Origin of the sequence: Natrinema hispanicum (assembly GCF_900111485.1) — an archaeon.
Taxonomy (GTDB): Archaea; Halobacteriota; Halobacteria; order Halobacteriales; family Natrialbaceae; genus Natrinema; species Natrinema hispanicum_A.
Genome location: NZ_FOIC01000017.1, coordinates 29,333 through 52,938, shown reverse-complemented (window position 1 = coordinate 52,938; position 23,606 = coordinate 29,333). Strand labels below are relative to the sequence as shown.

23 protein-coding genes and 2 pseudogenes are annotated in these 23,606 nt (G+C 61.9%); 20 read left to right on the top strand and 5 right to left on the bottom strand.

The genetic code is table 11. From position 1 onward, the window contains the following. The first annotated feature begins 1,369 nt into the window (after positions 1–1,369). From BSG09_RS14375 to thiM, 8 genes and pseudogenes are all read left to right on the top strand, one after another. A complete protein-coding gene (locus BSG09_RS14375; RefSeq protein ID WP_092934301.1) occupies positions 1,370–2,491 on the top strand; it encodes an outer membrane protein assembly factor BamB family protein in 1,122 nt (373 codons plus the stop codon). A 571-nt stretch (positions 2,492–3,062) separates the two neighbouring features. Further along, positions 3,063–3,296 (top strand): annotated as a pseudogene (locus tag BSG09_RS21740) (biotin/lipoyl-containing protein); the annotation flags it as partial. Positions 3,297–3,509: 213 nt separating this feature from the next. Further along, positions 3,510–4,913, top strand: coding sequence for a dihydrolipoyl dehydrogenase (gene lpdA / locus BSG09_RS14370; protein ID WP_223174761.1), 1,404 nt, complete (start codon positions 3,510–3,512; stop codon positions 4,911–4,913). A gap of 120 nt (positions 4,914–5,033) precedes the next feature. After that, complete coding sequence (locus BSG09_RS14365; protein WP_092934297.1) at positions 5,034–5,426, top strand: OsmC family protein; 393 nt, start codon at positions 5,034–5,036, stop codon at positions 5,424–5,426. Positions 5,427–5,469: 43 nt separating this feature from the next. Continuing rightward, positions 5,470–5,739 (top strand): hypothetical protein, encoded by a 270-nt coding sequence (locus tag BSG09_RS14360; protein WP_092934296.1) that lies wholly within the window; start codon positions 5,470–5,472, stop codon positions 5,737–5,739. After that, the gene (locus BSG09_RS14355; RefSeq protein ID WP_092934294.1) at positions 5,736–6,482 is read left to right on the top strand and encodes a lipoate--protein ligase family protein; all 747 of its coding nucleotides are present in this window, start codon (positions 5,736–5,738) and stop codon (positions 6,480–6,482) included. Before BSG09_RS14360 ends, BSG09_RS14355 begins: the two co-directional genes overlap by 4 nt. A gap of 399 nt (positions 6,483–6,881) precedes the next feature. Further along, a complete protein-coding gene (gene thiE, locus BSG09_RS14350; RefSeq protein ID WP_092934292.1) occupies positions 6,882–7,535 on the top strand; it encodes a thiamine phosphate synthase in 654 nt (217 codons plus the stop codon). Next, complete coding sequence (gene thiM / locus BSG09_RS14345; RefSeq protein ID WP_092934290.1) at positions 7,528–8,361, top strand: hydroxyethylthiazole kinase; 834 nt, start codon at positions 7,528–7,530, stop codon at positions 8,359–8,361. Before thiE ends, thiM begins: the two co-directional genes overlap by 8 nt. A gap of 590 nt (positions 8,362–8,951) precedes the next feature. Here thiM and BSG09_RS14340 read toward each other — a convergent pair. Continuing rightward, positions 8,952–9,965 (bottom strand): phosphate uptake regulator PhoU, encoded by a 1,014-nt coding sequence (locus BSG09_RS14340; RefSeq protein ID WP_092934288.1) that lies wholly within the window; start codon positions 9,963–9,965, stop codon positions 8,952–8,954. Between the two features lie 192 nt (positions 9,966–10,157). Between BSG09_RS14340 and BSG09_RS14335 the strand changes: the two genes are divergently transcribed. Next, positions 10,158–11,099 (top strand): PhoU family transcriptional regulator, encoded by a 942-nt coding sequence (locus BSG09_RS14335; RefSeq protein ID WP_092934286.1) that lies wholly within the window; start codon positions 10,158–10,160, stop codon positions 11,097–11,099. A 70-nt stretch (positions 11,100–11,169) separates the two neighbouring features. Next, complete coding sequence (locus BSG09_RS14330) at positions 11,170–11,916, top strand: flavodoxin domain-containing protein (RefSeq protein ID WP_254799185.1); 747 nt, start codon at positions 11,170–11,172, stop codon at positions 11,914–11,916. A 206-nt stretch (positions 11,917–12,122) separates the two neighbouring features. Here the strand turns inward: BSG09_RS14330 and BSG09_RS14325 are convergent, their stop codons facing one another. From BSG09_RS14325 to BSG09_RS14310, 4 genes are all read right to left on the bottom strand, one after another. After that, positions 12,123–12,788, bottom strand: coding sequence for an LbetaH domain-containing protein (locus tag BSG09_RS14325; protein WP_092934282.1), 666 nt, complete (start codon positions 12,786–12,788; stop codon positions 12,123–12,125). 150 nt (positions 12,789–12,938) lie between these two features. Then, complete coding sequence (gene phnE, locus BSG09_RS14320; protein WP_092934280.1) at positions 12,939–13,991, bottom strand: phosphonate ABC transporter, permease protein PhnE; 1,053 nt, start codon at positions 13,989–13,991, stop codon at positions 12,939–12,941. After that, positions 13,988–14,779 (bottom strand): phosphonate ABC transporter ATP-binding protein, encoded by a 792-nt coding sequence (locus tag BSG09_RS14315; protein ID WP_092934278.1) that lies wholly within the window; start codon positions 14,777–14,779, stop codon positions 13,988–13,990. Before BSG09_RS14315 ends, phnE begins: the two co-directional genes overlap by 4 nt. 34 nt (positions 14,780–14,813) lie before the next feature. Continuing rightward, entirely contained in the window at positions 14,814–15,824 is a 1,011-nt protein-coding gene (locus BSG09_RS14310; protein WP_092934276.1) for a PhnD/SsuA/transferrin family substrate-binding protein, read from the bottom strand. Positions 15,825–16,070: 246 nt separating this feature from the next. On the opposite strand from BSG09_RS14310, the gene phnG reads away from it, so the two are divergent. The 10 genes and pseudogenes from phnG (at position 16,071) to BSG09_RS14260 (ending at position 23,560) form a co-directional block, all read left to right on the top strand. Beyond that, positions 16,071–16,514 (top strand): phosphonate C-P lyase system protein PhnG, encoded by a 444-nt coding sequence (gene phnG / locus BSG09_RS14305; protein WP_092934274.1) that lies wholly within the window; start codon positions 16,071–16,073, stop codon positions 16,512–16,514. Continuing rightward, positions 16,511–17,104, top strand: a complete 594-nt coding sequence (gene phnH / locus BSG09_RS14300; RefSeq protein ID WP_092934272.1) for a phosphonate C-P lyase system protein PhnH — start codon at positions 16,511–16,513, stop codon at positions 17,102–17,104. Before phnG ends, phnH begins: the two co-directional genes overlap by 4 nt. Beyond that, on the top strand, positions 17,105–18,274 hold the full coding sequence (locus BSG09_RS14295; protein WP_092934270.1) for a carbon-phosphorus lyase complex subunit PhnI: 1,170 nt from the start codon (positions 17,105–17,107) through the stop codon (positions 18,272–18,274). Further along, the gene (locus tag BSG09_RS14290; protein WP_092934268.1) at positions 18,267–19,277 is read left to right on the top strand and encodes an alpha-D-ribose 1-methylphosphonate 5-phosphate C-P-lyase PhnJ; all 1,011 of its coding nucleotides are present in this window, start codon (positions 18,267–18,269) and stop codon (positions 19,275–19,277) included. Before BSG09_RS14295 ends, BSG09_RS14290 begins: the two co-directional genes overlap by 8 nt. Beyond that, the gene (locus BSG09_RS14285; RefSeq protein WP_092934266.1) at positions 19,274–20,104 is read left to right on the top strand and encodes an ATP-binding cassette domain-containing protein; all 831 of its coding nucleotides are present in this window, start codon (positions 19,274–19,276) and stop codon (positions 20,102–20,104) included. The genes BSG09_RS14290 and BSG09_RS14285 overlap by 4 nt, the downstream gene beginning before the upstream one ends. Beyond that, positions 20,105–20,854, top strand: coding sequence for a phosphonate C-P lyase system protein PhnL (locus BSG09_RS14280; protein WP_092934264.1), 750 nt, complete (start codon positions 20,105–20,107; stop codon positions 20,852–20,854). A 55-nt stretch (positions 20,855–20,909) separates the two neighbouring features. Continuing rightward, positions 20,910–22,070, top strand: coding sequence for an alpha-D-ribose 1-methylphosphonate 5-triphosphate diphosphatase (locus BSG09_RS14275; RefSeq protein ID WP_092934261.1), 1,161 nt, complete (start codon positions 20,910–20,912; stop codon positions 22,068–22,070). Further along, the gene (locus BSG09_RS14270; RefSeq protein WP_092934259.1) at positions 22,067–22,855 is read left to right on the top strand and encodes a sugar phosphate isomerase/epimerase family protein; all 789 of its coding nucleotides are present in this window, start codon (positions 22,067–22,069) and stop codon (positions 22,853–22,855) included. The genes BSG09_RS14275 and BSG09_RS14270 overlap by 4 nt, the downstream gene beginning before the upstream one ends. Positions 22,856–22,947: 92 nt before the next feature. Next, positions 22,948–23,162 (top strand): annotated as a pseudogene (locus tag BSG09_RS14265) (IS5/IS1182 family transposase); the annotation flags it as partial. 134 nt (positions 23,163–23,296) lie between these two features. After that, a complete protein-coding gene (locus BSG09_RS14260; RefSeq protein ID WP_223174759.1) occupies positions 23,297–23,560 on the top strand; it encodes an ATP-binding cassette domain-containing protein in 264 nt (87 codons plus the stop codon). The last annotated feature ends 46 nt before the right edge of the window (positions 23,561–23,606 follow it).

The window sequence follows — 23,606 nt, the reverse complement described above, 5'->3', positions numbered from 1 at the left end:
CGTATGCATTGAGACGGCTAGCTGGGGTGTTATAGAACGGGCGTCACACCTACTGTGCGGGCATCCTAATTTGATAAGTACAGAGGCCTCATGCATCGCGGAAGTCATGAGACAAGGGTCAATTCAGGACGTAATGTTGTTTGATTGACGAGATACTAACGCAGATATCAATAAAAGCACGAAATCAAGCACAAGAGTCGGAATTATACCAAATATAAACAGGGATGCGATCCCCACACCTGTGACCATAGCCCCAATTAGCATCCCAGAGCCGTTTCCACTACTAGAAAGTGAACGATAGAGATGGTATCCAACACCAGTTTGGAGAACAAATAATACAATACCTAACAGGGATATAGCGGGCATTATTCACGCATTGATTTATACACATATATGAATGTCGGATGATTTTAGGAAAGTTCGTGGAACAGCAAACGATCAATCCGCATCTGTAGTTACGGCGTGCGCTGCGTCGGACATCTCGAGGATTGAGGACCGTGTTATCCGGCTTCGACAAGGCCATACTGGCGGGTGGGACCTCGTCTTCGACAACAATCGTGACGGACGACCGAAACCTATACTTTACAATTTTGTCACCCTTGTACCAATGCCCTCTACCCGCCGGTCGATTCTCGCAACGTGTACCACCGGGATCGGTGCCCTCGCAGGGTGCATCTCGACCGAGAAACCGACCGCCGACGGCTCTTGGCCCAGACGAACACTGATTGACATCCTCCTCCGCGTTTACGCGGAGGAATCCCGAGCGGTGGGAGTTTCAGGTTTGCAACCATGGACGCCGCCACTTCACGGGAGTTCGCGTCTAACCCAGCCATCGTGGCCGGTAGCTGACAGGCGTTCACGAGAACGGAGTTCTCGTGCAGCCCATCAGAAATCTTCGATTTCTGAGGACGGTGCCAAACCGCCGTTACTCCTATCTTCAGCGTCGTTGACTCCCAGCTGTTGTTTTTGCCAGCAGGGAGTTGTTGACGCGTTAACATACTTGGAGTTATCGTCGGGCTTGCTCAGGCTGACGGGCACAGGGACGAACCCTTCGAGGATTCGCGTTCACCACGTCGGCGTTTCGAATACTGTCTCATTGGGTTGGCGGGTAGACCGCCTCCGAAGGTTGTTCGGAATCCGCTCCGTTCCGACCTGACCTTGCCACTTTGTACGGATTCCTCTCACTTGAGAGTACGGATTGGAAACTCGGGCTCTGCAGTTGTCGGTGGAACGTGTTACTAAGTGACGGCGCGTATCCACGGCCTGAAGGCCATGGTATTGCGCCTGTTCAGCGTATAATTCCCACACCGGGTACTCGACCACAGAGGGTCCGACGACGGACCTCCACACAGTCTGGTACCGGGAGCGATTGCGTAGCGGCGGGGTCGATCCCTCTCCGGTTGTCGACAACGGTGTGCTCTACTTTGCCTACTCACAGGAGTCGCGAAGTGACGAACGCGGCGGGGCGTGGATCGAGGCGTTCGACGCGGCGACCGGCGACTCCCGGTGGACAACCGAACTCTTCCGGACCGACGAGTTCCACTACTTCTACCACTCGGATTCGACGGTCGTCGACGGCGACCGGATAATCCTTCAGACCAAGCCCGGCGTGACGATGCTCACCACCGACGGAGAGGTCCAGTGGACTTTCGACAATCTCTCTCGTGGCCAGCAATTGCCCGATGCCGTCACGCCCGTCGTGACCGACAATGTCGTCGTGACGGGGACGTACAGCACAGTCGTCGACGACCACCAAGACGAAACAATCTACGGCATCGATCCCGCGACCGGCGAGGAACGCTGGAGCGTGCCCTTCCCCGAGCGGACAAGCATGTGGCAACTGGCCGGCACCAACGACGTAGTCTACGTTCCGTTCTCTCACGACGCGCTCGTCGCGCTCGATCTGGCGACTGGCGAGGAACGCTGGCGCTGGGAGGGGACTATCACCGGGACCCCGACCGTGGTCAACGACCTGCTGCTCGTGCCGCTCTTGCACCAGGACGACGATCAGCACACGCTTGTCGCGCTGGACCGCGGTGACCGATCGCTTCGCTGGCAGCGGTCGATCGGACCCCGCTGGTCAGATGCGGGAGTCACCGTCGCTGACGGGCTGATCTATCATGCCGCGGCTTTCGGCCTCGAGGCGCGCCGTCTCGAGACGGGCGAGCGGGTGTGGCGGTTTGGTCCCGACGAGGGCAAGCGCCCGCAGGGCGAGCCACAGGTCGATCTCGTCTCGACGCCAGTCGTTTCCGGTGATGCAGTCTACGCCACGGGCTGGATCCAGCGGGATACGATGTACGGGCACCTGTTCGTCGTTGACGCTGCAACGGGCGCGGAACTCGGTCGCGCAGAGCTGGGCCGCAACGAAGACGCCGGTAAGGGGACTCCAGCAGTCACCTCTGACCTCGTTTTCCTCGGGTCGAACCGCGGAAACCTCCACGCGTTCGGCGAGTGCTCGTTCGAGGTCGCCGGTCGCTGTCTGGTTGGCTAACGCACACAGACGGGCAGCCACCAGATGTGTGGCGCAACAGGTGTCAGTAGTATCCCCAATCAACAAGACTTCCAGAACTGATGCGGAGCGGGGCACGCCAACCAGAAATATCACGCCTCACCTTGACCAAACGAGTGGCTCAAGCCTTCAACACGGAGGTAAGGCCTTAACCGAACACGGATGGTGAAATGAGTTGTAGCTAGTGAACTACAGCGGGCTCGAGAACGAAACAGACGATCCGCGTTACTGTTCGAACGCGACGTGGAGAAAATACCACGTCCTTATGAAGACTTCGGCACCACCGTCTAAATCACATACGTCGCCCTCTCCTCAAACAGCAAGAACAGTCCGTCGTTACAGTAGATGCCGAATCAAATTGAGACCGGAGATGGTCCGATACTCTCGACAGTTCAGTTGGATGGTATTGTTTGATGTCGGATTAGATATCCACTACTGTGTTTGAATCGATTGGCTCTTTTTGCCGCTACGTCTTCGTATCTCCGGCCAGATGAGACAGCATCACATGCTACCGACCCACCAATAGTATTGCAGATCAAAGCCAATATTAGACATGAGAACTGAGTCAGGATTGATGACCTACGAGTTCGAGCTCCCGGAGCTTGGAAACGGCGCGGATGAGGGGACATTCGTCGCCTGTCACGTCGAACCGGGTGACGTCGTTACCGAAGGCGATCTCGTCGCCGAAGTCGAAACCGACAAGTCCGTCATCGAGGTGTCGGCACCGGTTGATGGCACCGTTACCGAAGTCGTCGCTGACCCCGGCGATACCGTCTCCGTCGGCGAAGTCGTCCTGCGCTTCGATACCGACGGCAAAGATGCAGGCGACACCTCCGCTGACGCGGACGCCGATGACCACACTCCGGCTGTAACGCGACTCGAGACGCCGGACGAGGAAACCGACGCGAACGAGTCGGATTCTGAGGACGTAACCCCGGCTGTCACCCGCATCGACGAGGGTACCGAGTCAACGGGACCGGCAGAAGCGTCCACGGACACCATTGACGGCGTTCCCGCATCGACCGAGGTACTCGTCATCGGGGCCGGTCCCGGTGGATACGTCGCGGCCATCCGCGCCGCCCAACTCGGGCTTGAGGTCACGCTCGTCGAGAAGGACGCCTACGGTGGCACGTGCCTCAACGACGGCTGTATCCCGTCGAAGGCGCTCATTCACGGGGCAGACGTGGCCCACGAAGCGACGAGCGCGGAACATCTGGGGATCTCCGCCGAGATCAGCGTCGACGTCGACCGGCTGACCGACTGGAAAGACGGCGTGGTCGATCAGCTGACTGGCGGCGTCGAGAGCCTGTGTCGCGCAGCCGGCGTCACGCTCGTGGACGGCCACGCGGCGTTCGTCGACGACCACCGCGCCCGCATCTCGACCGACGACGGGGAGGCGACTCTATCATTCGAGTACGCGATCGTCGCCACCGGCAGCCGCCCCATCGAGATTCCAAAATTCGAGCCCGACGGTGAGCGAATCCTCGACTCGAGCGATGCACTTGAACTCGCGGACGCCCCCGATCGGCTGCTCGTCGTCGGCGCAGGCTACATCGGCATGGAGCTGTCGACGGTCTTCGCGAAGTTAGGCACGGATGTCACGGTCGTCGAAATGTTCGACGACGTCTTGCCGATGTACGACGACGACATCTCGCGTGTCGTTCGTGAACGGGCTGTCGAGCACGGCGTCGAGTTCCGATTCGGTGAGCGCGCTGCCAACTGGGAGCCGACCGATGACGGCGTCCTCGTCACAACGGAGGCCGAAGACGGCACGACGGCCGAACTCACCGCCGACGCCGTGTTAGTCGTCGCCGGCCGCGAACCGGCTGCCGACACGGTGAACCTCGAGGCGATCGGAATCGAACTCGACGAGAACGGGTGCGTGCCGACGGACGCGCAGGGTCGAACGAGCCGCGACCACGTCTTCGCCGTCGGTGACGTCGCCGGAGAGCCGATGCTCGCACACAAGGCCAGTTACGAGGGCGAGGTCGCCGCGGCCGCAATCGCCGGTCAGCCGGCCGCCCTCGACCACGAAGCGATGCCAGCTGCGGTGTTTACCGATCCAGAAGTCGCGACAGTCGGGTTGACCCGCGAGGATGCCGCTGAGATGGGATATAACCCGGTCGTCGGTCAGATGCCACTGCAGGCAAACGGCCGTGCACTGACCGTCGAGGAGACCGATGGATTCGTTCGCGTGGTCGCCGACAAGGCGACAGAACGCGTTCTCGGCGCGCAGATCGTCGCCCCGAACGCCTCCGAACTGATCGGTGAGGTCGCTCTTGCACTCGAGGCCGATGCCGACCTTTCGACGCTCGCCGGGACGGTCCACACGCACCCAACGCTGTCGGAGGCTATCATGGAAGCTGCCGCCGACGCTCGTGACGAATCGGTCCACACCCACTGACGATCTGCTGTCATCGAGGAAGCTGGTACAGGGCTGCAGTCGGCCTATTTCTCCACCGTATTTATATATCTTCGATCCACAAGGTACTTTCCTATATGGTGGATACTACACAATACAGATATGGACGATATCTCCCTGACGACGACCAGTGAAGACGGTTTCGACACCCAGAGCGTCATCGGCGAGTTCGCACTCGCCATCGATCCGATGGAAGAGACGGGCCCGAACCCAGTTGCGGTACTCGTCGCCGACTATGCGTCGTGTTTCCTCCCCGCCGTCCGAGTCGGTGCGCAAAAAGCCGGCTACGACGATCTCGGTCGGATGGAGATCGACGCATCGGCCACGCTCGACGACGAGGACGATCTCGAGGCCATCGAGTTCACACTGAAAGTCGAAGCCGATGTCGAGGATCCGAGCGAACTGGCGGCTCTCGGCGAAGAGATCTGCCACGTACACGCGGCGCTTCGCGAGGACCTGCACGCCGATATCACCGTCGAAGACGACGCGTTCTAGTCTTTCGGCTCGGTAGCACTATTCCCAGCCGTTTTTCGTACGAATGCACGACAGCGCGACACTGAAAGTCCCGAATGGAAAGCTTCTCGAGGTCGAGGTCACTTACGACGACCGGGTGACGAACGTCAACGTTACTGGTGATTTCTTTCTCGAGCCACCAGAGAGTCATGCGGCGCTCGAGGCTGCACTCGAGGGCCACCCGACAGACGTTTCTCGAGCGACGCTCATCGAGGCGATCCAGGGGGTCGACGCGACGCTTATTGGGTTCGACGCAGAGCATCTGGCAGCTGCAACGCTGGAGGCGATCCAATGACCTACCGGATTATCGACGACGGAACGTACAGCGAGCCGGTTCAACAGGCCCTCGAGGGTGTTCTGGCGGAGCGGCTCGACGAGGGTGAGCTCGAGCCGACGCTGCGGTTCTGGTATCGCGAGTCGCCTGCGGTCGCGCTCGGACGTTTTCAGGCGTACGAAGACGAAGTCGCGGTCGACTACGTCGACCAACGCGATATCGACGTCGTCCGGCGACTCACCGGCGGCGGGGCGATGTACGTCGAACCAGGGGCGGTCATCACCTACTCGTTGTACCTGCCACGCGAGGCGGTCCCGGACGACATCGAGACCAGCTACGCTGCACTCGACCAGTGGGCGATCGACGCCCTCCGGAGTAGTGGACTCGAGGTCTCTCACGAGCCGTTGAACGACATTGCTCATCCCGACGGCAAGATCGGCGGCTCGGCACAGCTTCGCAAAGACGACGCCGTCTTGCATCACACGACGATGAGCTACGCACTCGATACGAGCGAGATGCTTCGAGTGCTCCGCATCGGCGAAGAAAAAGTCTCCGACAAGGCGATCGAGTCCGCAGAAAAGCGCGTTGCTGTCATGCGTGACTACGTCGACGCGAGCCGGGAAGAGATCATCACTGTGCTGAAAGACACGTTCGCCGAGCGCTTCGATGCCGAGCCCGGTTCGCTCCCGAACGCGGTTATCGATGAGGCACGGATACGCGCTAGCGAGACGTTCACCACCGAGGAGTGGAACCGAAAGCTCTAGGCACAGATCGCAGTGGCTCAGACAGCGCCTCGGGATAAATTCCCAGGCGGTTGAACACTTCTGACAGAAGCTCGAGCCGATCAACGAGTTCCGCGAATGTGTCTCCGCCCTTCTTGCGAACACAGTGCGCAACGATATCGTCGAATTATTGATTGTTTTCTCAAACGGTTACGGAACGATCCACGCGCAGTCAGTCACTGTCAGCTTCGATAGAGCAACTCTTACCGGATTGATCGTTCTTTGTCTCTGCCAGACGATCAGGCGTCGAGAAGCGACTCAACGGAGTAGTCGATTTCATCTCGAGAAAGCGATAGTACGCACTTGATCGTGGAGTGAACGACCGCTCGCTCGAGACTTCGAATCGAAGCGGCTTAGTTTCACCACCAAGTAATATCTTTTATGAATACATCGAACTGGCAGACGTATCTGGTGACACAGGAATCGCTTTCCAACGGGAAGCGTACCGTCGAGGTGGTCGAAGCCGCGATCGACGGCGGCGTCGACGTCGTTCAGCTCCGAGAGAAAGACACCGACGCTCGCTGGCGCTACGAACTCGGTCGCAAGTTGCGTGAACGCACTGCTGAGGCAGGCGTTGCCCTGCTCGTCAACGACAGGGTCGATATCGCACAGGCGATCGACGCCGACGGTGTCCACCTCGGTCAGTCAGACCTTCCCGTTGCAGTCGCCCGCGACCTGCTCGGTCCCGAGGCCGTCATCGGCTGCTCGACCGCGACAGTCGAGGAGGCGATCGAAGCCGAAGCGGCCGGCGCGGACTATCTCGGCGTGGGCGCTATCTATGGTACGGACTCAAAGAAAAACGTGCCCGAGGAGAAAAACGGAACCGGCCTCGAGCTCGTCTCCGAGATCGCCGCGACCGTCTCGATTCCCGTCATCGGGATCGGCGGCGTCACCGCTTCGAACGCGCCATCGGTTCTCGAAGCGGGTGCGACCGGCGTCGCCATGATCAGCGAAATCACTGCAGCCGACGATCCGGCGACTTCGACAAGAGAGGTGGCCGCCGACGTCTCCGGGGAGGTGGGCAGCGATGACTAACGACCTTGAGGGTACCGGTGAGGCGCTGGCGGACTCGCTTGCGGCGATCCGTAAACGCGAGCCGCTGGTCCAGCAGTTGACAAACGAAGTAACGAAAAATGATCTGGCGAACGTCACTCTCAGTTGGGGTGCGTTACCGGTGATGGCGGATGCACCTGGCGAAGCGCCCGAGATGGCTGAACTCGCGGGTGCGGTACTGCTCAACACTGGCCGGATGACCGATTCGAACATCGAGGCGTTACACGCCGCGGGTCGGGCGGCCAACGACCTTGGTGTCCCGGTCGTCCTCGACCCCGTCGGTGCTGGGACGACGCCGACCCGAGACGAGGTCCACACAAGCTTACTCGAGAACGTCGAGTTTGCCGCTATCAAGGGCAATTACGGGGAGATCACGCATCTGGCGGGGAAGACAGCCGAGGTGAAAGGCGTCGAGTCCGTCGGCGAATACGAGGACATTACTGAGTCGGCACAGGCACTCGCCGAGACGACCGGTGCTGCAGTCGTCGCCTCGGGTGCCGAAGACATCGTCGCCGGAGCCGACCGACTCTATCGCCTCCGTGCTGGTGACGAGATGCTCTCGACGGTCGTCGGGACGGGCTGTATGCTTGGGGCGACCCTTGCGGCCTTCACTGGCAGTCTCGAAGACAACGTGGCCGCTGCCCTCCACGGGACACTCGCCTATGGGCTCGCGGGCGAGCGTGCAACTGACCTCGAGTACAACGGGCCGGCCAGTTACCGGATAAATCTCATCGACAGCATCGCCGGCCTCACCCCGGAGGTCGCGGCAGAACTCGAGACGGAAAATCAGATAGAGCGCGTCCGTTGAGCAGTCGACCGCGTCCCACACAGTTCTGGGACGCTGGATCGGCCGTCCGTTGGTGGTGGCTGTTCGCCCGTCGTCGAATCGAACTGGAGACAAGCAGCATGGCGATCAGCAACTCCGGACACTGGACCGCAGCACTGGTTGACCTCCTCCACGCCCTGAAGGACGTGGAATCCGACCATCGGATTTCCGTCGAGTATGGCATTCGAGGTTCCAACCCGCACTCAAGGGGAACCGGCAGCATACCGGAGGAACTCTCGTTTCCTCCCCTGTATAGGGCTGTAGCCCGGTCAAACAGGCCCCATCAAATACCATGTCATCGCCGTGCGAACCACCGCTGATCCGCTTCCCCTTGTGGTTCGGGGTCGGCATCTCACGGTATTCGTAGCACTCCATGCTACGGTGAACCACATGAAAGCGGCTATGGTGAAAATCCGGCCTGGCAACCGATTGCGAGTAGCTCGCTGAGCCTACCGCTTGACCGCTGCCTGAAGACGGAGGTATGCGCTCAAATTCATATCATCCGGTACTCAACCAACGGCCGTCCTTATCGCTTCAACAATATATCCACTGCACACGAGGAGGCCGCCGCATCAGTCTGTAGTGTTCTGTCTAGTGACCTGCTGGAGGGCTATTTCGGCGACGTTCGCACCGTACCGAACCGTTCGGCGGAGGCTGTCGAGCAGGAGTCCGAGGACGTACGCCTCGTTTGGCACGTCGTGATCGTAGAGATCGCGGTCGAAGTCCTCGAGTCGATCCAGCAGCCGATCGCGTTTGTCAAGCGCGCCGTTGGCGGCCGCAACGCTGGCATCTGTGAGGATAGCGTCGGCCGCCTCATCGACGACCTGCCGGGAGGCGGTGGCGAGTTCGGAGAGCCGTGTGGCGTACGCCGGTGGAATCGTCGCGGCCGGCTCGAATGCGAACTTGGCGATTTTCTCGGCGTGATCGGCGATGCGTTCGAACTGGCGTGCGGCGTAGTAGTACTCGAAGAGTTCGTCCCGGCTCCAGTCCAGTTTCTCGACCTCGTGGAGATCAGTCAGCGAGCGTCGGAAGTGGCGTGTAATCATCGCGAACAGCTTGTCGGCTTCGCTGTCGCGCTCGATAACGCGTCGAGCCAAGTCTTCGTTCCCGTCGACGACAGCAGTCACGGCGTCCCGGTGCATCGCGAGCATCACCAGTCGGAGCCGGAGCGTGCTCTTCCTGACGTCGACGTTCTCGGCGTCGATGAGATTCGTCAGTCGAATTCGGGTGTCGGTCGTCTCGAGGAGTTCGAATCCCGATAGCTCCGTCAGCGTTCGGTCGACCAGTTTCCGGCGGTCATCTGGGTGCCCCGTCGTATCCACGAGCGTCACCGAATCGTAGCCGACTGCGTGAACAGCGCGAATCCGTTGGCGGATCGTGTTGTCGCTGTCAGTGGAGACATCGATCGTCGTCGAGCGATCGGCACTGGTGCGGCCACCCATCGCTTCGACGAGTAGCGAAGCGTCCTGATTCGGGTGCAATGAGAGCACAGATCCGGCCTCGATCCCGTGTTCTTGTGCCCAGGACTTCGGGAGCGAGATGGTGTACGTCGTTCCACCGGAGAGCTGAACTTTCCGTGTCTCCATACTGACCGAACCGCATGACTCCCCCTTTACCGCTTATATGAATGGATTAGTCTGCTATAGGTGGCTACATATCAATACTGTTTGCAGCTATGACAGCTCTCGACTCGAGAGCGCGACAGCAGTCCAGTTGCTATATAGGCGTCTGGACAGTCTATTGCACAGGACTAACCCCGCCCGTCGAGTTTCGCAGGTATGTTCCGGGAAATGTGGCATCGGCCGCAAGACGCGACCCGACAGGGTCGCGATGCGACGATCGCACAGGTTATCGAGTCTATTGACCGGACTGCACCGCAGACAAAGGCCCGGCTGGCGGCGGACGTCGGTATCTCCGAGCAGTATCTCTCCGAACTGCTGCAGGACCTGAAAGCGGACGACATCGTCCGAAAGGCGTACGTCGTCGACGATGCGTCGTTGTACGCACACGCAGACTCACTCTCGCCGCTCGACGCCGACTGTGTGGCCCCCGACACCGAAGACTCCGAGCGCACACGGGATGCGTCCGGGGTCGGGACGACAGCACCCGGTAAGCGAGGAGAAACGGTGATCGACTTGTTAGCGCGACTCGAGGACATTACGACTGCGCAGTACTCGGCTGCCCGTCAGTCGTTTGTCGGCGAAGAACCCGAACGGCCGGCAGATACGCTCGAGTCGCTAGCGAACGAGCGCCACTCGGCGGTCCTCTCTGAACTCAAGTCATACACGCTGACGACCGACTGGCCCGGCAACCGAGTCGCCGCCGATCTGGCGACGATCGCGACGAACTTAGAGATCGTCGGCGATCGGGCCTGCTTCATTACTGACGTCATCGACAACCAGGAGGTAGCAACCACCGGCGTGATCGAAGAGCGTGTCTGCGATATCTTCGATGCGGGCGAGCAGATCAACGATTATCTCACAGCGATCCTCTTCGAGTGTGACCTTGCGGCCCACGACGATCTCATCGCGCAAGAAGAGACTGTCCACCGCGACCTCGACGAACTGTTCGAACTGGTGACGGCGTACGATCCGGAGATGTACGGCTACTTGGTGACGGTGACCCGGGCGCTCGAGCGGGCGATCTACTACTGGGTGCACGCCGCCGAAATCGCCGTCCGCTTACACTCCGGCGTCCAGCCCGACCATGTTATGATCTGAACGCCCCCACAGAACTACGACCATCGAGGTCGTAGCGAAGTCGTGATTCCGGATGGTATCGTTTCTCATAGTGTACGGAACCGACGAGGGACAGACGGCGACGGTCGCTGAGTACATCGGAACCGTGCTCACCGACCGCGGCCACGACGTCACAACGCGATACGTGACAGAGACGTCGGATTCGATCGTCGATGATGTCGATGCAGTGCTCATCGGCTCGCCGGTCATCAATCGAAAACATCTACGGGCAGTCGTTGCGTTCGTCGACCGAAACCGCGAGGCGCTCGCGGCGAAGCCAACCGCGTTCTTCCAGCTGTCCTTTGCTTCGGCTATTCCCTCCAACTGGGCTCGAGACGGGGCCCAAGAGTGGGTCGATGCCCTCATCGAACGAACTGGATGGCAGCCCGACCGCGTCGGGCTCTTCGCTGGCGCGGTCAAATACACGCGATACGGTCCCTTCACGCGGCTCTTCTTCAAGCTCTTTTCGGCGGTAACGACTGGCGATACGGATACGTCACGGGATTACGAGTACACCGACTGGGACGAGGTCGAAGCGTTCGCTACCGACTTCGCCGCACTCGCCGAACAGCGGGTCGCGGCCGACACACCACAGACCGACGACCGTGTTGCCATGGAATATAAACGTGAGTCGCCGCCCACAGAGCAAGCGCGTGAATCGCCACTTACGAAACGCGAACAGGAATCGTCGCCCACGGAACGCAAGCGTGGTCGCCGTCTCGCCGAAGTCGGGCTCCTCGCCGGACTCCTCAGCGTCGTCTACTGGCTCGTCCGGAGGCAATCGGTTCGACAGTCCTAACTGCCGGCGGCTATTCCCACTCGAGCCGTACTTGGGCCGGACTTCGGCACAACGGGTTGCTGACAGAACGCGTCTGGAATCGAGGCCCCTCGATCGCGAACGCAGGAGACAGAAACGGCTCTCTCGGTGTCGGTGCACAGACGCAGGAAATACGCTCGATACGTGAGTAAGGAGCTGCGACGACAACCGTCCGTCTCTGGACGTCCTCAATCGAGTCGTGATGGCTCCGCCGTCTCAGGCGCGTACGCCGAGAGGAACGACTCGAGGTCGCGAAAGTCCGCGAGACGGTCGGCAAGCGTCTCGTGGTCCCAGTGCCACCACTCGGTGGCCTCGAGTCGCGCGGCGACGTCTTCGGGGAACCGCCGACGGACCGGTTTGGCCGGAACCCCAGCGACGATACTGTACGGTGGCACGTCGTCGACGACGACCGCACCGGCAGCGACGACCGCACCGTTGCCGATGGTGGACCCCGGGAGTACCGTCGCGCTGTGTCCGATCCAGACGTCGTGACCGATCTCGACGGGCTGGTCGGCTCGCCACTCGAAGATCGTGTCGTCGTCCTCGCCCATGTCGTACATCGCTGCCCGATAGGTGAAGTGGTGGGCCGTCGGGCGGTCGATGGGGTGGTTCGGCGGGCCGAGGCGAACGTCGGAAGCGATGTTGCCGAACTTGCCGATGGTCGTGTAATCGAGCTGGACGCGTTCCATCAGGTACGTGTAGTCGCCGATTTCGGCGGCGTGCAGCCGTGAGTGCGGGCGGATCTCGGTCCACTCGCCGAGCGTACTCTCGGTTATCTGTACCGGATCGTGGATCGTCGGCTCGGGCGAGAGCGATTTCACTCGATCACCACCGTGTGAGTCGATGTACGTCATGTCGTCGCCTCCACGTGTGTGTTGCCGGGTCGTCGGGACCGGAGCCTGAGCTGGGAGTGACGAGTAATACGAGTTCGTTGCGTGCGTGCGCGTGATGCGAGCTTCGTCGTTGTCGTGCGTGTCATGGATTGGGTGGTAGCGGACGGGCGATTACCTGCGCCGACCGGCGGCGGATTCGATGATCTTCCGTGGGGAGGTGAAAAACGCCTCGAGGACGCCGGTTTTCTCGACCTCGTCTTCGCCGCGGAGGTAGGATCGAACGCGCTGGCTGAGCAGTTCGACGGAGCCGGCGAGCAGGACGATCAGGATGATACAGGCCATCATCTCCGTGTAGTTGAACGTCTTGCGCTGGATGTCGAGTTCCAGCCCGAGGCCGCCAGCGCCGATGAGGCCGAGGCTGATTGCGACCCGGACGTTGTGCTCGAGGTCGAAGGCGATCCAGGCGATGAACTGCCGGAAGACCTGGCTCAGCATACCGAACGAGACGACCTGTGGCTTGTTCGCGCCCGTGCTACGGATGCCCTCGATGGGGCCGTCCGCGATCTCCTCGAGTTCGTCGGTGAACAGGCGACCGAGATAGCCCGTCGTGTCGATGATGATCGCAAGCGTCGCGGTAAACGGCGAGACGCCGCCGAGCGGAATCAGAATGAGCACCCACACCAGCGCGGGAATCGCCCGGATGAGGCTCATCGTAGCCCGGAAGAGGAAGTTGAACGGATACGGAACGACGCGCTCGCTCGCCATGACGCCGAACAGCAGTGCCCCGGGAAGCCCAAGCACCGTGCCTGCGAACGCGATGGCCAGGGTGACGAACGTCGCTCCCCAGACGATGTTGATGTCACCGGCGAGCCAGCGGCCCCCCTCCAGCGAGAGGAGGAGGTTCTGCTCGATGATGAAAGACCAGTACTGCATCACGTCGAGGAAGGGGAGCCCGTAGTACGTCGTCGGCGGGAAGTACTCGGGGAGCGCATCGAGGAAAAAGGGGAACTGCGTGATCAGTTCGACCAGCGAGAACCCGACTGTGCGGAGACTGAAGTTGAGGAGCAAGGCGACAGCAACGATGCCGAGCGCGGTCCAGAACCGACGAACCGTCTTTCGGCGCTTGAGGTCCGTCAGTTTCCGGTCGACGGACGTCTCACCGACATCGGCGAGGCCGAGGTACTCACGGAGCCGATCGCCCCGCGACGAGGACTCCGAGCTCACGCCTCCACCCTCCGTCGCTGTTGGGTGGGTGGTTCGTCGCTGTCGCGTGCGAGATACTCGGCGAGGCCGACCGTCTCGACGTCGCCGTACAGCTCGTCGATCAACGCAGGCGTAAGTTCGCCCTGCTGGACGTCGAAGAGGAGTTGGCCGTCACGCAGTCCGATGAAGCGCTCGCCGAAGTGGGCGGCGATGTTGACCTGATGGAGGCTCACGAGTGCCGTCACTTCGTGGACGGTCGCGGCCTTCTTCAGGTAGCCCATCACGTCCTCGGCGCTCCCCGGATCGAGGCTCGCAACCGGTTCGTCAGCGAGCACGAGCGAGGGGTCCTGGACGAGTGCTCGAGCGATGCCGACGCGCTGTTGCTGGCCGCCGCTCATCTGGGAGACGCGCTGGTGGGCCTCGTCGAGGAGCCCGACGGTTTCGAGGGCCTCGAGCGCCCGGCGCTTGTCCGCCCGGTCGTGCCACTGGAAGATGCTCTCGAGCAGCGAGGTCCGCTCGAGCGAGCCGGTGAGCGCGTTGAGGTACGCGGAGACGCCCTCGACGAGGTTGTGCTGTTGGAAGATCATTCCGACGGAGGGGCGCGAGCCCGCAAGCGGTTCGCCGTCGAGAGTGACGGTCCCCGTTGTCGGCTCGGTTAGGCCGTTGATACAGCGCAACAGCGTGGACTTTCCGGCACCGGATTCGCCAAGTAGCACGACGAACTCATCTTCGATCTCGAAGGACACGTCTTCCAGCGCGGTCACGTCTCCGTACGTCTTTGTTACGTTCTCTACGGTGAGTGTGCTCATTGTAAAGGAATGCTGAGAGTAATTCGCTGGCGTGTTATCCGAGTTCGACGCCGAGGTTGTTGAGGCGCTTGATGACCGGCTGGTAGTCCTCAATCGAGGTGTCTCTGAGTGTCGTAAACGGCAGCGTGGCGTCGTAGTCGTCGGGCTGGTACTCTTTCATCAGCTCCCCGGTGGAGTCGTGAAGCGCCTGTTCGATCTTCCCTTTCATGTCCGACTCCCAGCTCTGTCGGGAGTAGATTGGCTGTTTCGGGATCGGGAACGACCACCAGATCGGTTTGAATAGGGGTTCTTCGGTGGCAGTGTCGCCGAGATAGGCCGTCTTCGGTCTGACGTCCTCTGGGACGTCTTTCTTTTCGACGTGGGGCATGCCGTTGCCGCCCCACGTACAGCAGGCGTCAGCCTCCTCGTTTGCGAGTTTCTCGACGGCGAACTTGTGGTTCGACCACGTCCCGTCGAAGTCGACCGGATCGCCCTGCGGTGCGTCGCCGACGTCGAGGCCGGCCTGTTTCAGCGTGTAGACGGCAAAGATCGAGCCACTCGTTGAGAGCTTGTCGGCGAAGGCGACCGTCTTATCTTTCAGATCGGTTCGCTTTTCGATCCCCGAACCCCTGTTCGTCAGCATCATCGAGAAGTACCACGCGGTCCCGCCCGTCACTGCCGTCCCGAAGACGTCCATCATATCGGGCGCGGAAATCAGCGTAATGTCGTCCATGCCGATTTCGGCCTGCTCGCTCTTGAGCGCCGGTCGAATCGCCGAATAATCCTGTGGAACCTTGTACTCGATGGTGAGACCGTCGATCTCGCCCTCGAGATAGTTTTTCATCGGCATGTAGTCGTTCCGGATATCCGATGGGTTCTCGGGCGTCAGAAGAATGGTAACCGTCTCTCCCTTGGCGGCAGAGCCAATACATCCTGCGAGGCCGGAGAGGGTGGCGACACTAGCTGCGCTGCCGATCGCGAAGCGACGGCGGCTCAGCCGCTCGGTTGTTGTACGCCCTGTCCCGTCCTGTACGTTGGATGCGTCAGCAGTCGGCTCGTCTGACATCATCGAGTAGCTGGCAACGGGATAGAATAACCCTTGGCTGAGTAAAGTCCGGAGGGGCTGTAGCCGGTGCAGTGATGGGAAACTACGTCCCCGATCGAACGCTGTGAGTTCGGATCGGTACATATCGATCAATAGCAGTCCGGACGCCAACGCACGGTCCGGGGGAGAGTCCGCCACTGGAAAGCAAGAATAGAGAGTACCCAGCGAAGTCTTACACTGGTGTTGTGACTCTCCCCGGATGATTGCATGGAAAATCCACACGATCGTTCGGATCGGTTCGAGCTCATCGCCGCGTGCGACGGTGACGTGCTCACCAAGTTGGCGAACGAAGTGCTGGCGGACGACCCACCGCTGTCCGTCCTGCAGGAACCGACCCCACAGCTCGTGATGCAACGTGTCGTCGAGCCCGTCGAAAAACGGCCGTTCAATCTCGGGGAAGTCGTCGTGACGCCCGCTGAAGTTGAACTGGACGAGGACCGCGGATTTGCGATGGTCCCCGGCAAGAACGAACGGGCCGCCCTGTCGGGGGCGATCGTCGACGCTGCCGTCGCCGGCGGACACCGGCTGGCCGACGACATCACGACGCGACTTCGCGGTGTCGCCGAGAACCAGCAGACAGAACGTGAGCGTGCGTGGGCGGAGAGCACTCACACCGCCGTCGAGTTCGAAACCATGGAGGACGACCTGTGAGAGCGCTCGACATCGACCCTGTTCACGGGACGCGTCAGACGTTCCGTGAGCTGTGTGATGTCATGAGTCGACCGGGAACGGTCTCTCGGGTTCAGACCACGCCCGCGGACTACGCCATCACCGCCACCCTGGTCGATCACGAGGTGACGTTTCACTCGAGCGACGAGGAGCTAACAACAGCACTGGCCGGACAGGGACGGTACTCAGCGGCCGATCCGACAGCGGCCGATATCGTCCATGCGGACGGGACGCCGTCGTGGGACGTTCGCGACCTCGAGCGCGGATCGCTTGTCGAACCGAGCGAGGGTGCGACCGTCATCTACCGCGTCGAGGGACTGTCGGAGACCCCCAAGGATGGGCTGACGGACGTCACCGTTTCCGGACCCGGCGTTAACGGGACCACCACGTTCGGCGTCGGGCTGCCCGCAGCGGAACTGTCCGCGCTCGCGGACGCCCAAGCAGACTACCCACGCGGCGTCGACGCCGTCTTCGCGAGCGACGATCGCGTCGCCGCACTCCCGCGATCGGTCACTCTGCGCGTCGCCGACGGCCCCGAGTCGAGCGAGAACGACAACGGAGGTGATCGCTGAATGGGCTACGTCGCCGTCACGGCCGGCGAAGAGATCATCGAGCGAGCCGAAGACCTGTTCGAGAAACAGCGCCTCGCCGGTGACGAAGACACCATCACCGTCGATCAACTCGAGGGACAACTCGAGCGGCTCACCGCGCAAGCGATGAGCGAAGGTGGGCTGTACGCACCGCGGTTGGCTGCACTCGCAGTCAAGCAGGCACAGGGGGATACCGTCGAGGCGGCCTTCCTCTTGCGTGCGTACCGGTCGACGCTGGAGCGGTGGGACGAGTCGGTTCCGGTCGAGCCTGCCGAGATGTTTGCTACCCGGCGCGTTTCGCCCGCGTTCAAGGACGTCCCCGGCGGTCAGATCCTCGGGCCGACCAAAGACTACACGCAGCGGTTACTCGACTTCGATCTTGAAGGAGAGGACGACCCCGACGATCCAACCGAGACGTGGGACCTCGAGGACGCCGAACCAACGACGCTCACTAACGTCATGGACGTCCTCCGCGAGGAGGGGCTGGTTCACGACCCCGAGGTACCGGACGTCGACGCCCCGACCGATACGACTCGAGAGCCGGTCACGCCGCCGGTCGACCGCGATGCCGTACTCCAGGAACTCGCACGCGGGGAGACGGGCGCGGTGACCGCCCTCGGCTACTCGGCACTGCGGGGATACGGGCAGGTGCACCCGACGCTGGCGGAGGTCCGCGTCGGAAAACTGCCGCTGACCATCGAACACCCCTACACGGGTGACGAGGTAACCGTCGCCGATGTCGACGTCAGCGAGAGCGAAGCGGTCGTCCCGGTGTATGCAAAGCGTGACGACCCGCAGTTCGCCTTCGGCTACGGACTGACGTTCGGCCGCAACGAGCGAAAGGTCATCGCGATGACCATCCTCGACGCCTCCATCCAGCTCGACAGCGAGGACGAGCCCGCCGAGAACGCCGAGTTCGTCCTCGACGTGGTCGACGGGATGGATTCGTTCGGTTTCATCGAACACCTCAAACTTCCCCACTACGTCACGTTCCAGTCGATTCTGGATCGCATCCGTGCCATTCGCGAGCGACAAGGTGCAGGGGCCACGGGCGACGACGACGCCAAGCGTAGTACAGCCGACGACAGCACGGAATCGGGCGAGAACGAACCAACTGATCGAGAGACGATCGAGGCGAGTGACGATGACTGAAACCGACGACATCGACGTGGAGACGGCGGTACCGACCGACTCCGTCGAGGCCGCCCTCGAGAACCTCGAGGGGGACGGCCTCGAGGGCTACAACTACGCCTATCTGGACGAACACACTAAGCGCGAGGTCAGGCGCGCCACCCTGAAGGCCATCGCGATCCCGGGCCATCAGGTCCCCTACGCGTCCCGGCCGATGCCGCTGGCGCGTGGCTGGGGGACCGGCGGTATCCAGGCGTCGCTCTCGCTGCTCGGCCCTGAGGACACGTTCAAGGTCATCGACCAGGGCTCCGACGAGTCCGTCAACGCGGCCAACATCCGACGATTGGCCGAGGACACCGCCGAGGTGGCGACCACCACCGACACCACCGAGGCCGACGTGATCCAGACCCGCCACCGAATCCCCGAAGAAGTGCTGACCGAGGAGCAGATCCTCGTCTTGCAGGTGCCCGTCACCGACGCGCTCCGTAAGGTGGACTCCTCGGACGCGGCGAACCGGCGACGACACGCTCACCGCAACTACGGGAAGATGTGGGTCCACCTCTACGAGAACGTCGTCGAATGGGGTGAGATCAACATCGCCTCGCGCTACCCAACGATGGTCGGCGGCCGCTATCTGATGGATCCTTCGCCGATCCCGCGGTGGGACGTGCCCAAACTCGACGACGCGGACACCCTCTTCGTGTTCGCGGCGGGACGCGAGGCGCGCATCTACGCCGTTCCGCCACACACCGGGGTCGAACCGCTCGCGTTCGAAGATCGGTCCTTCCAGATTGAACGGTTCCCCGACCAGTCTTGTGCTGCCTGCGGCTCGACCGACACCTACCTCACGGAGGTCGAGACCGACGATGGCGAGCGCTACTACGCCTGTAACGACACGAGCTTCTGTCTAAAGCGGCAGGACGATCCCGCGCTCCCGAAGGACCACCACCTCGAGCGGTCCGGCGTGGACTGGGGGCCGGGCACGCCAGATACCGGTGCGACTGACGGAGGTGACGACGAATGAGCCTGCTCGAGGCGACCGGCCTGAGCAAGGTCTACGGCGAGGGCTGTTCGGTCTGTCGGGACCGCACCGGCGACCGTGCGGGGACGAACCAGTGTCCGGCCTGCGGGAGCGTCGTCGCCTGCGCCGACGTCGACCTCGACCTCGAGGCCGGCGAAGTGCTCGGGATCGTTGGCGAATCCGGCAGCGGCAAGTCGAGTCTCGCCGAGATGCTGGCACTCGAGCCAGAAGGCGAGGGTCGACAGGAGGGGGCGGTCAACCTGGCAGGTCACGACGGGAACCTGCTGGAGGCTGACTACCAGACGCGCCACGAACTCCGCAACGGCGAGATCGGCCTCGTCCACCAGCACATCCGCGACGGGCTGAACCTCGAGTTCACCGGCGGCGGCAACGTCGCCGAGAAACTCCTGTCCTCGGGGTGGCGCAGTTACGAGGACGTCCGCGAGCGCGTCCGTGACCTGTTCCACGAGACGGAGGTGCCTGTCGACCGAATGGACGATCCGGCCCACACGTACTCCGGCGGGATGCAACGACGCGTTCAGATCGCCCGCGCGCTGGCGAACGATCCCGAACTCGTCATCCTCGACGAACCGACGACGGGACTGGACGTGAGCGTTCAGGCCCGCGTCCTCGACGTGTTTCGACGGATCCAGCGCGAAGAAGGCGTCGCCGCCATCGTTGTCTCGCACGACCTCGGCGTCGTCCGCCTGCTGGCCGACCGGACGCTCGTGATGCGCCACGGCCAGGTCGTCGAATCCGGCCTGACCGACCGCGTCATGGAAGATCCACACCACGAATACACGCAGACGCTCATCAACTCGGTGATATAAATGACAGTTCTAACCGTCGACGGTCTCTCGAAGACTTTCGACATGCACGTCCTCGGGGAGAAGCAGGTCGTCGGACTCGACGACGTCTCCTTCGAGGTCGACGACGGAGAGTTCCTCGCCATCGTCGGCGAGTCCGGCAGCGGGAAGTCCTCGCTGCTGAAGTGCATCTACCGGACCTACCAGCCGACATCCGGCCACGTGGTGTTCCACGACGCGGACGGTGACGTCGACCTGGCGGCCTGTCCCGAACGCGACATCATCGCGCTGCGCGACGACGCCATCGGCTATACGTCCCAGTTCTTGGATGAGATCCCCCGCGTTCCCGCCGTGGACGTCGTCGCCCGACCGCTCCGCGAGCAAGGCGTTCCGATCGACCAGGCACGGGAGACGGCCGAGTCACTGCTCTCGCGGCTCAACCTGCCCGAGGAACTGTGGGACGCCTACCCCGCCACCTTCTCCGGCGGTGAACGACAGCGGATCAACCTCGCACAGGCCATCGCACCCAAGCCACGTCTGCTGTTGCTCGACGAACCGACTAGCGCACTCGACCCAGAGACACGCGCGGCCGCGATCGAGCTACTCCGGGAGTTCCTTGACGACGGAACGACCGTCGTCGGCGTCTTCCACAACCGCGACGTTATCGAAGCGGTCGCCGATCGGGTCGTCGTTCTCGAGGACGCGCGCATGAGAGGAGTCGTCCCCATCGAGGAATACGACAGTGAGGAATTAGATGGGGAGGTGGTCGCGTGAGCGAACCACGTGAGCGAGCGAGAGTACGCCAGCGCAGCGCGCTGGAGGTGGTTGCGTGAGCGGACAGCGCGCGGTCAACGAGTCAACAATCGTCGTCGAAAACGCCCGCCTCGTCACGCCCGAGGCAGTCGTCGAGGGAGCGCTCCGTATCGAGGGTGACCGGATCGCCGGTATCGGCGACGTTGAACGGCGCGCAGACGAGACCGTCGACGCACGGGATCGCCTTGTCCTCCCCGGGCTGATCGACCTCCACGGCGACGATATCGAGTCCCACCTCCACCCGCGGTCGGGTGCACGGATGGACACGCACATGGCGCTCGCCGCCGCCGACCGTGCGAACCTCGCTGCCGGCATCACGACGAAGTTCCACGCCATCTCCTTCGAGGTCGATCCCAAGGAAAACCGTTCGCCGGAACTGGGTGCAGAGATCACCGACGCCGTCGAGCGTGCCGACGACCTCATGGCAGACCACCGCATCCATGCTCGCTGTGAGGTGACACAGGAACGGTGCGTCGAGGCTGTGGAAGAGCTCATCGCCGCCGGTGACGCCGACCTCGTGTCCGTGATGAGCCACATCCCCGGTAAGGGCCAGTTCCGCAACGAGGAGGCGTTCCTCGACTACTACCGCAATTCCCAAAAACACACGATAGAAGAAGCACAGGAGCTGATCAAAGAGCGCGGCGACCTCGAGTTGGGAACGATCCGCGAGCGGGTAAACCGCGTCGTAGAGACTGCCCACGACCACGGTATTCCGACGGCTTCGCACGACGACGAGGAAGCCACGGAGGTCGAACGGCTCTCCAACGTCGGCGTGGATATCAGCGAGTACCCGATCACGCTCGCGACGGCGAAACGTGCCCACGAACTGGGGATGACCGTCACGATGGGTGCGCCCAACCTCGTTCGCGGCGGGAGCCAGTGGGGCAACCTGCGAACGGCGGACGCTATCGACGCCGGTGTCGTGGACGCGCTGGTCGCGGACTACCACCCCACGTCTCTGCTCGCCGCGCCGTTCGTCGATACCGGCGACCCGCTGCCCGAGCGAGTCGCCCGCGTCACGAAACAGCCGGCCGACGCCGTGGGACTCACCGACCGCGGACGGATTACGGAAGGAGCACGGGCGGACCTGGTGGTGATCGACGAGAACCCGACGCCAACGGTCACGCAGGCGCTCGTCGCAGGCACGCCGGTCTATCGCGCGGAGGGATCGCCATGAGTCGACTCGGTGCGGCCATGGACGTTCGCTTCGGGGCGTCCGTCGAGGAGTTCCTCGAGTTCCTCACCGACCTCGGCTTAGACCACCTCGAGCTCAAGCGCGAGTATCTGGAGGGACACCCCGACGTGCCGACGGCTGCGGAACTCGGCGAGTTGGCCGATCAATACGGTGTCTCGGTCACGTACCACGCACCGTTTCGTGACTGGAACATGGGCAGTTTCAACGACGCCGTCCGACGGGCGAGCGTCGAGCAGGTCAAACAGACCCTCGACGACGCGGCGACCGCCGACGCCGGTGCCGTTGTCGTCCACGGCGGTGCCGTACCCCACCGCTATCCCGAGTGGGTCCGCGAGAAGGCCGCCGACAACGCCCGTCAGTCGCTGCTCGAGTGTGCCGAGTACGCCGACGAGATCGGCGTGGCGCTCTGTCTGGAGAATCAGCCACGGAACGAGTCGAAGCGACGCTACACGACGTCACCGGCTGATCTCGAAGCGACGCTACAGACGGTACCGGTCGGTGATGCCCTCGGTGTCACGCTTGACGTGGGCCACGCAAAGGCAAACGGCTACGACTGGCGTGACTTCGTTGACCGGTTTGGCGAGCGCATCCGCGTCTGTCATCTCCACGATAACGATGGCACCGGTGACACCCATGATCCGCTGCCGTCGTACCGAGAGCTCGTCGAGACGGTTCCGGCGGACTACTTCGTCTTCGAGATGAAGTCCGTCGACGATGTCGCGCGCTGTATGGGAGTGGAGAATCCGTCGATTGATACCGTACTCTAATATGTTGGCAAGACTGTACGTTTTCGGGAGGTAGAGCGTCTACAAACGAACTCTAGCGGAAATCGATCTCCTCGACTCCATTGAGCAGTGTCTTCGGTTGGCTCAAAATGTGTGTCTGGCGGGCGTTGGTTCGCGTTCAGCGCAGCAACACCCGCAGCCTGGACCTGCAACTTTCGACAGCACGTTCCTCGACCGACGCGCTGCCTCGTCAGACTACTATCAACTATCTGGAAATAGCGCTCAGACGTTGAAAGTGACGACAGTAACCGATGTAGCGTCTCTTGCTATTCTTGACGTTCATTTCTCAACCCCGACGCCGGACAGATCACTATCGACGGGCGGAACGTCGAGGCATTCGGTCCCAACGAACTCGCTCGAGTCGCTAGCTACGTCCCCCAACACAATGACAGCGCGCTCGATCTCAAACACCGTCTCGATGTGATGGAACTCGTTTCTACGCACGTCCAGAAACGAGATGTGGCAGTTGTCGCCGCCTTGCACGATCTGAACCTTGCCACCCGCTACTGCGACCGTCTCGTGTTACTCCACGACGGGCGGATCTACGATGCCGGCTCCCTCGAGATCCTCACGCCGGATACGATCCGGACGGTTTACGGAGCGAACGTCTCGGTGGTTCACCACGACGGAGAACGGGTTATCGTGCCGGATACCTCATCGAGGACGAACGACACAGATGCCAGTTAATCTTCTAGAAGAGAAAAGCACTACGCAGTTCACGGGTTGAAAGTGC

What these genes read in the sequence shown, in the direction of transcription:
- thiE (WP_092934292.1), top strand. Translation starts at nt 6,882, where the DNA reads ATGAATACATCGAACTGGCAGACGTATCTGGTGACACAGGAATCGCTT.
- BSG09_RS14295 (WP_092934270.1), top strand. Translation starts at nt 17,105, where the DNA reads ATGGGCTACGTCGCCGTCACGGCCGGCGAAGAGATCATCGAGCGAGCC.
- BSG09_RS14270 (WP_092934259.1), top strand. Translation starts at nt 22,067, where the DNA reads ATGAGTCGACTCGGTGCGGCCATGGACGTTCGCTTCGGGGCGTCCGTC.
- BSG09_RS14280 (WP_092934264.1), top strand. Translation starts at nt 20,105, where the DNA reads ATGACAGTTCTAACCGTCGACGGTCTCTCGAAGACTTTCGACATGCAC.
- BSG09_RS14360 (WP_092934296.1), top strand. Translation starts at nt 5,470, where the DNA reads ATGCACGACAGCGCGACACTGAAAGTCCCGAATGGAAAGCTTCTCGAG.
- BSG09_RS14290 (WP_092934268.1), top strand. Translation starts at nt 18,267, where the DNA reads ATGACTGAAACCGACGACATCGACGTGGAGACGGCGGTACCGACCGAC.
- BSG09_RS14335 (WP_092934286.1), top strand. Translation starts at nt 10,158, where the DNA reads ATGTTCCGGGAAATGTGGCATCGGCCGCAAGACGCGACCCGACAGGGT.
- BSG09_RS14355 (WP_092934294.1), top strand. Translation starts at nt 5,736, where the DNA reads ATGACCTACCGGATTATCGACGACGGAACGTACAGCGAGCCGGTTCAA.
- BSG09_RS14365 (WP_092934297.1), top strand. Translation starts at nt 5,034, where the DNA reads ATGGACGATATCTCCCTGACGACGACCAGTGAAGACGGTTTCGACACC.
- BSG09_RS14325 (WP_092934282.1), bottom strand. Translation starts at nt 12,788, where the DNA reads ATGACGTACATCGACTCACACGGTGGTGATCGAGTGAAATCGCTCTCG.
- BSG09_RS14310 (WP_092934276.1), bottom strand. Translation starts at nt 15,824, where the DNA reads ATGTCAGACGAGCCGACTGCTGACGCATCCAACGTACAGGACGGGACA.
- phnG (WP_092934274.1), top strand. Translation starts at nt 16,071, where the DNA reads ATGGAAAATCCACACGATCGTTCGGATCGGTTCGAGCTCATCGCCGCG.
- BSG09_RS14260 (WP_223174759.1), top strand. Translation starts at nt 23,297, where the DNA reads ATGGAACTCGTTTCTACGCACGTCCAGAAACGAGATGTGGCAGTTGTC.
- BSG09_RS14285 (WP_092934266.1), top strand. Translation starts at nt 19,274, where the DNA reads ATGAGCCTGCTCGAGGCGACCGGCCTGAGCAAGGTCTACGGCGAGGGC.
- BSG09_RS14340 (WP_092934288.1), bottom strand. Translation starts at nt 9,965, where the DNA reads ATGGAGACACGGAAAGTTCAGCTCTCCGGTGGAACGACGTACACCATC.
- BSG09_RS14315 (WP_092934278.1), bottom strand. Translation starts at nt 14,779, where the DNA reads ATGAGCACACTCACCGTAGAGAACGTAACAAAGACGTACGGAGACGTG.
- thiM (WP_092934290.1), top strand. Translation starts at nt 7,528, where the DNA reads ATGACTAACGACCTTGAGGGTACCGGTGAGGCGCTGGCGGACTCGCTT.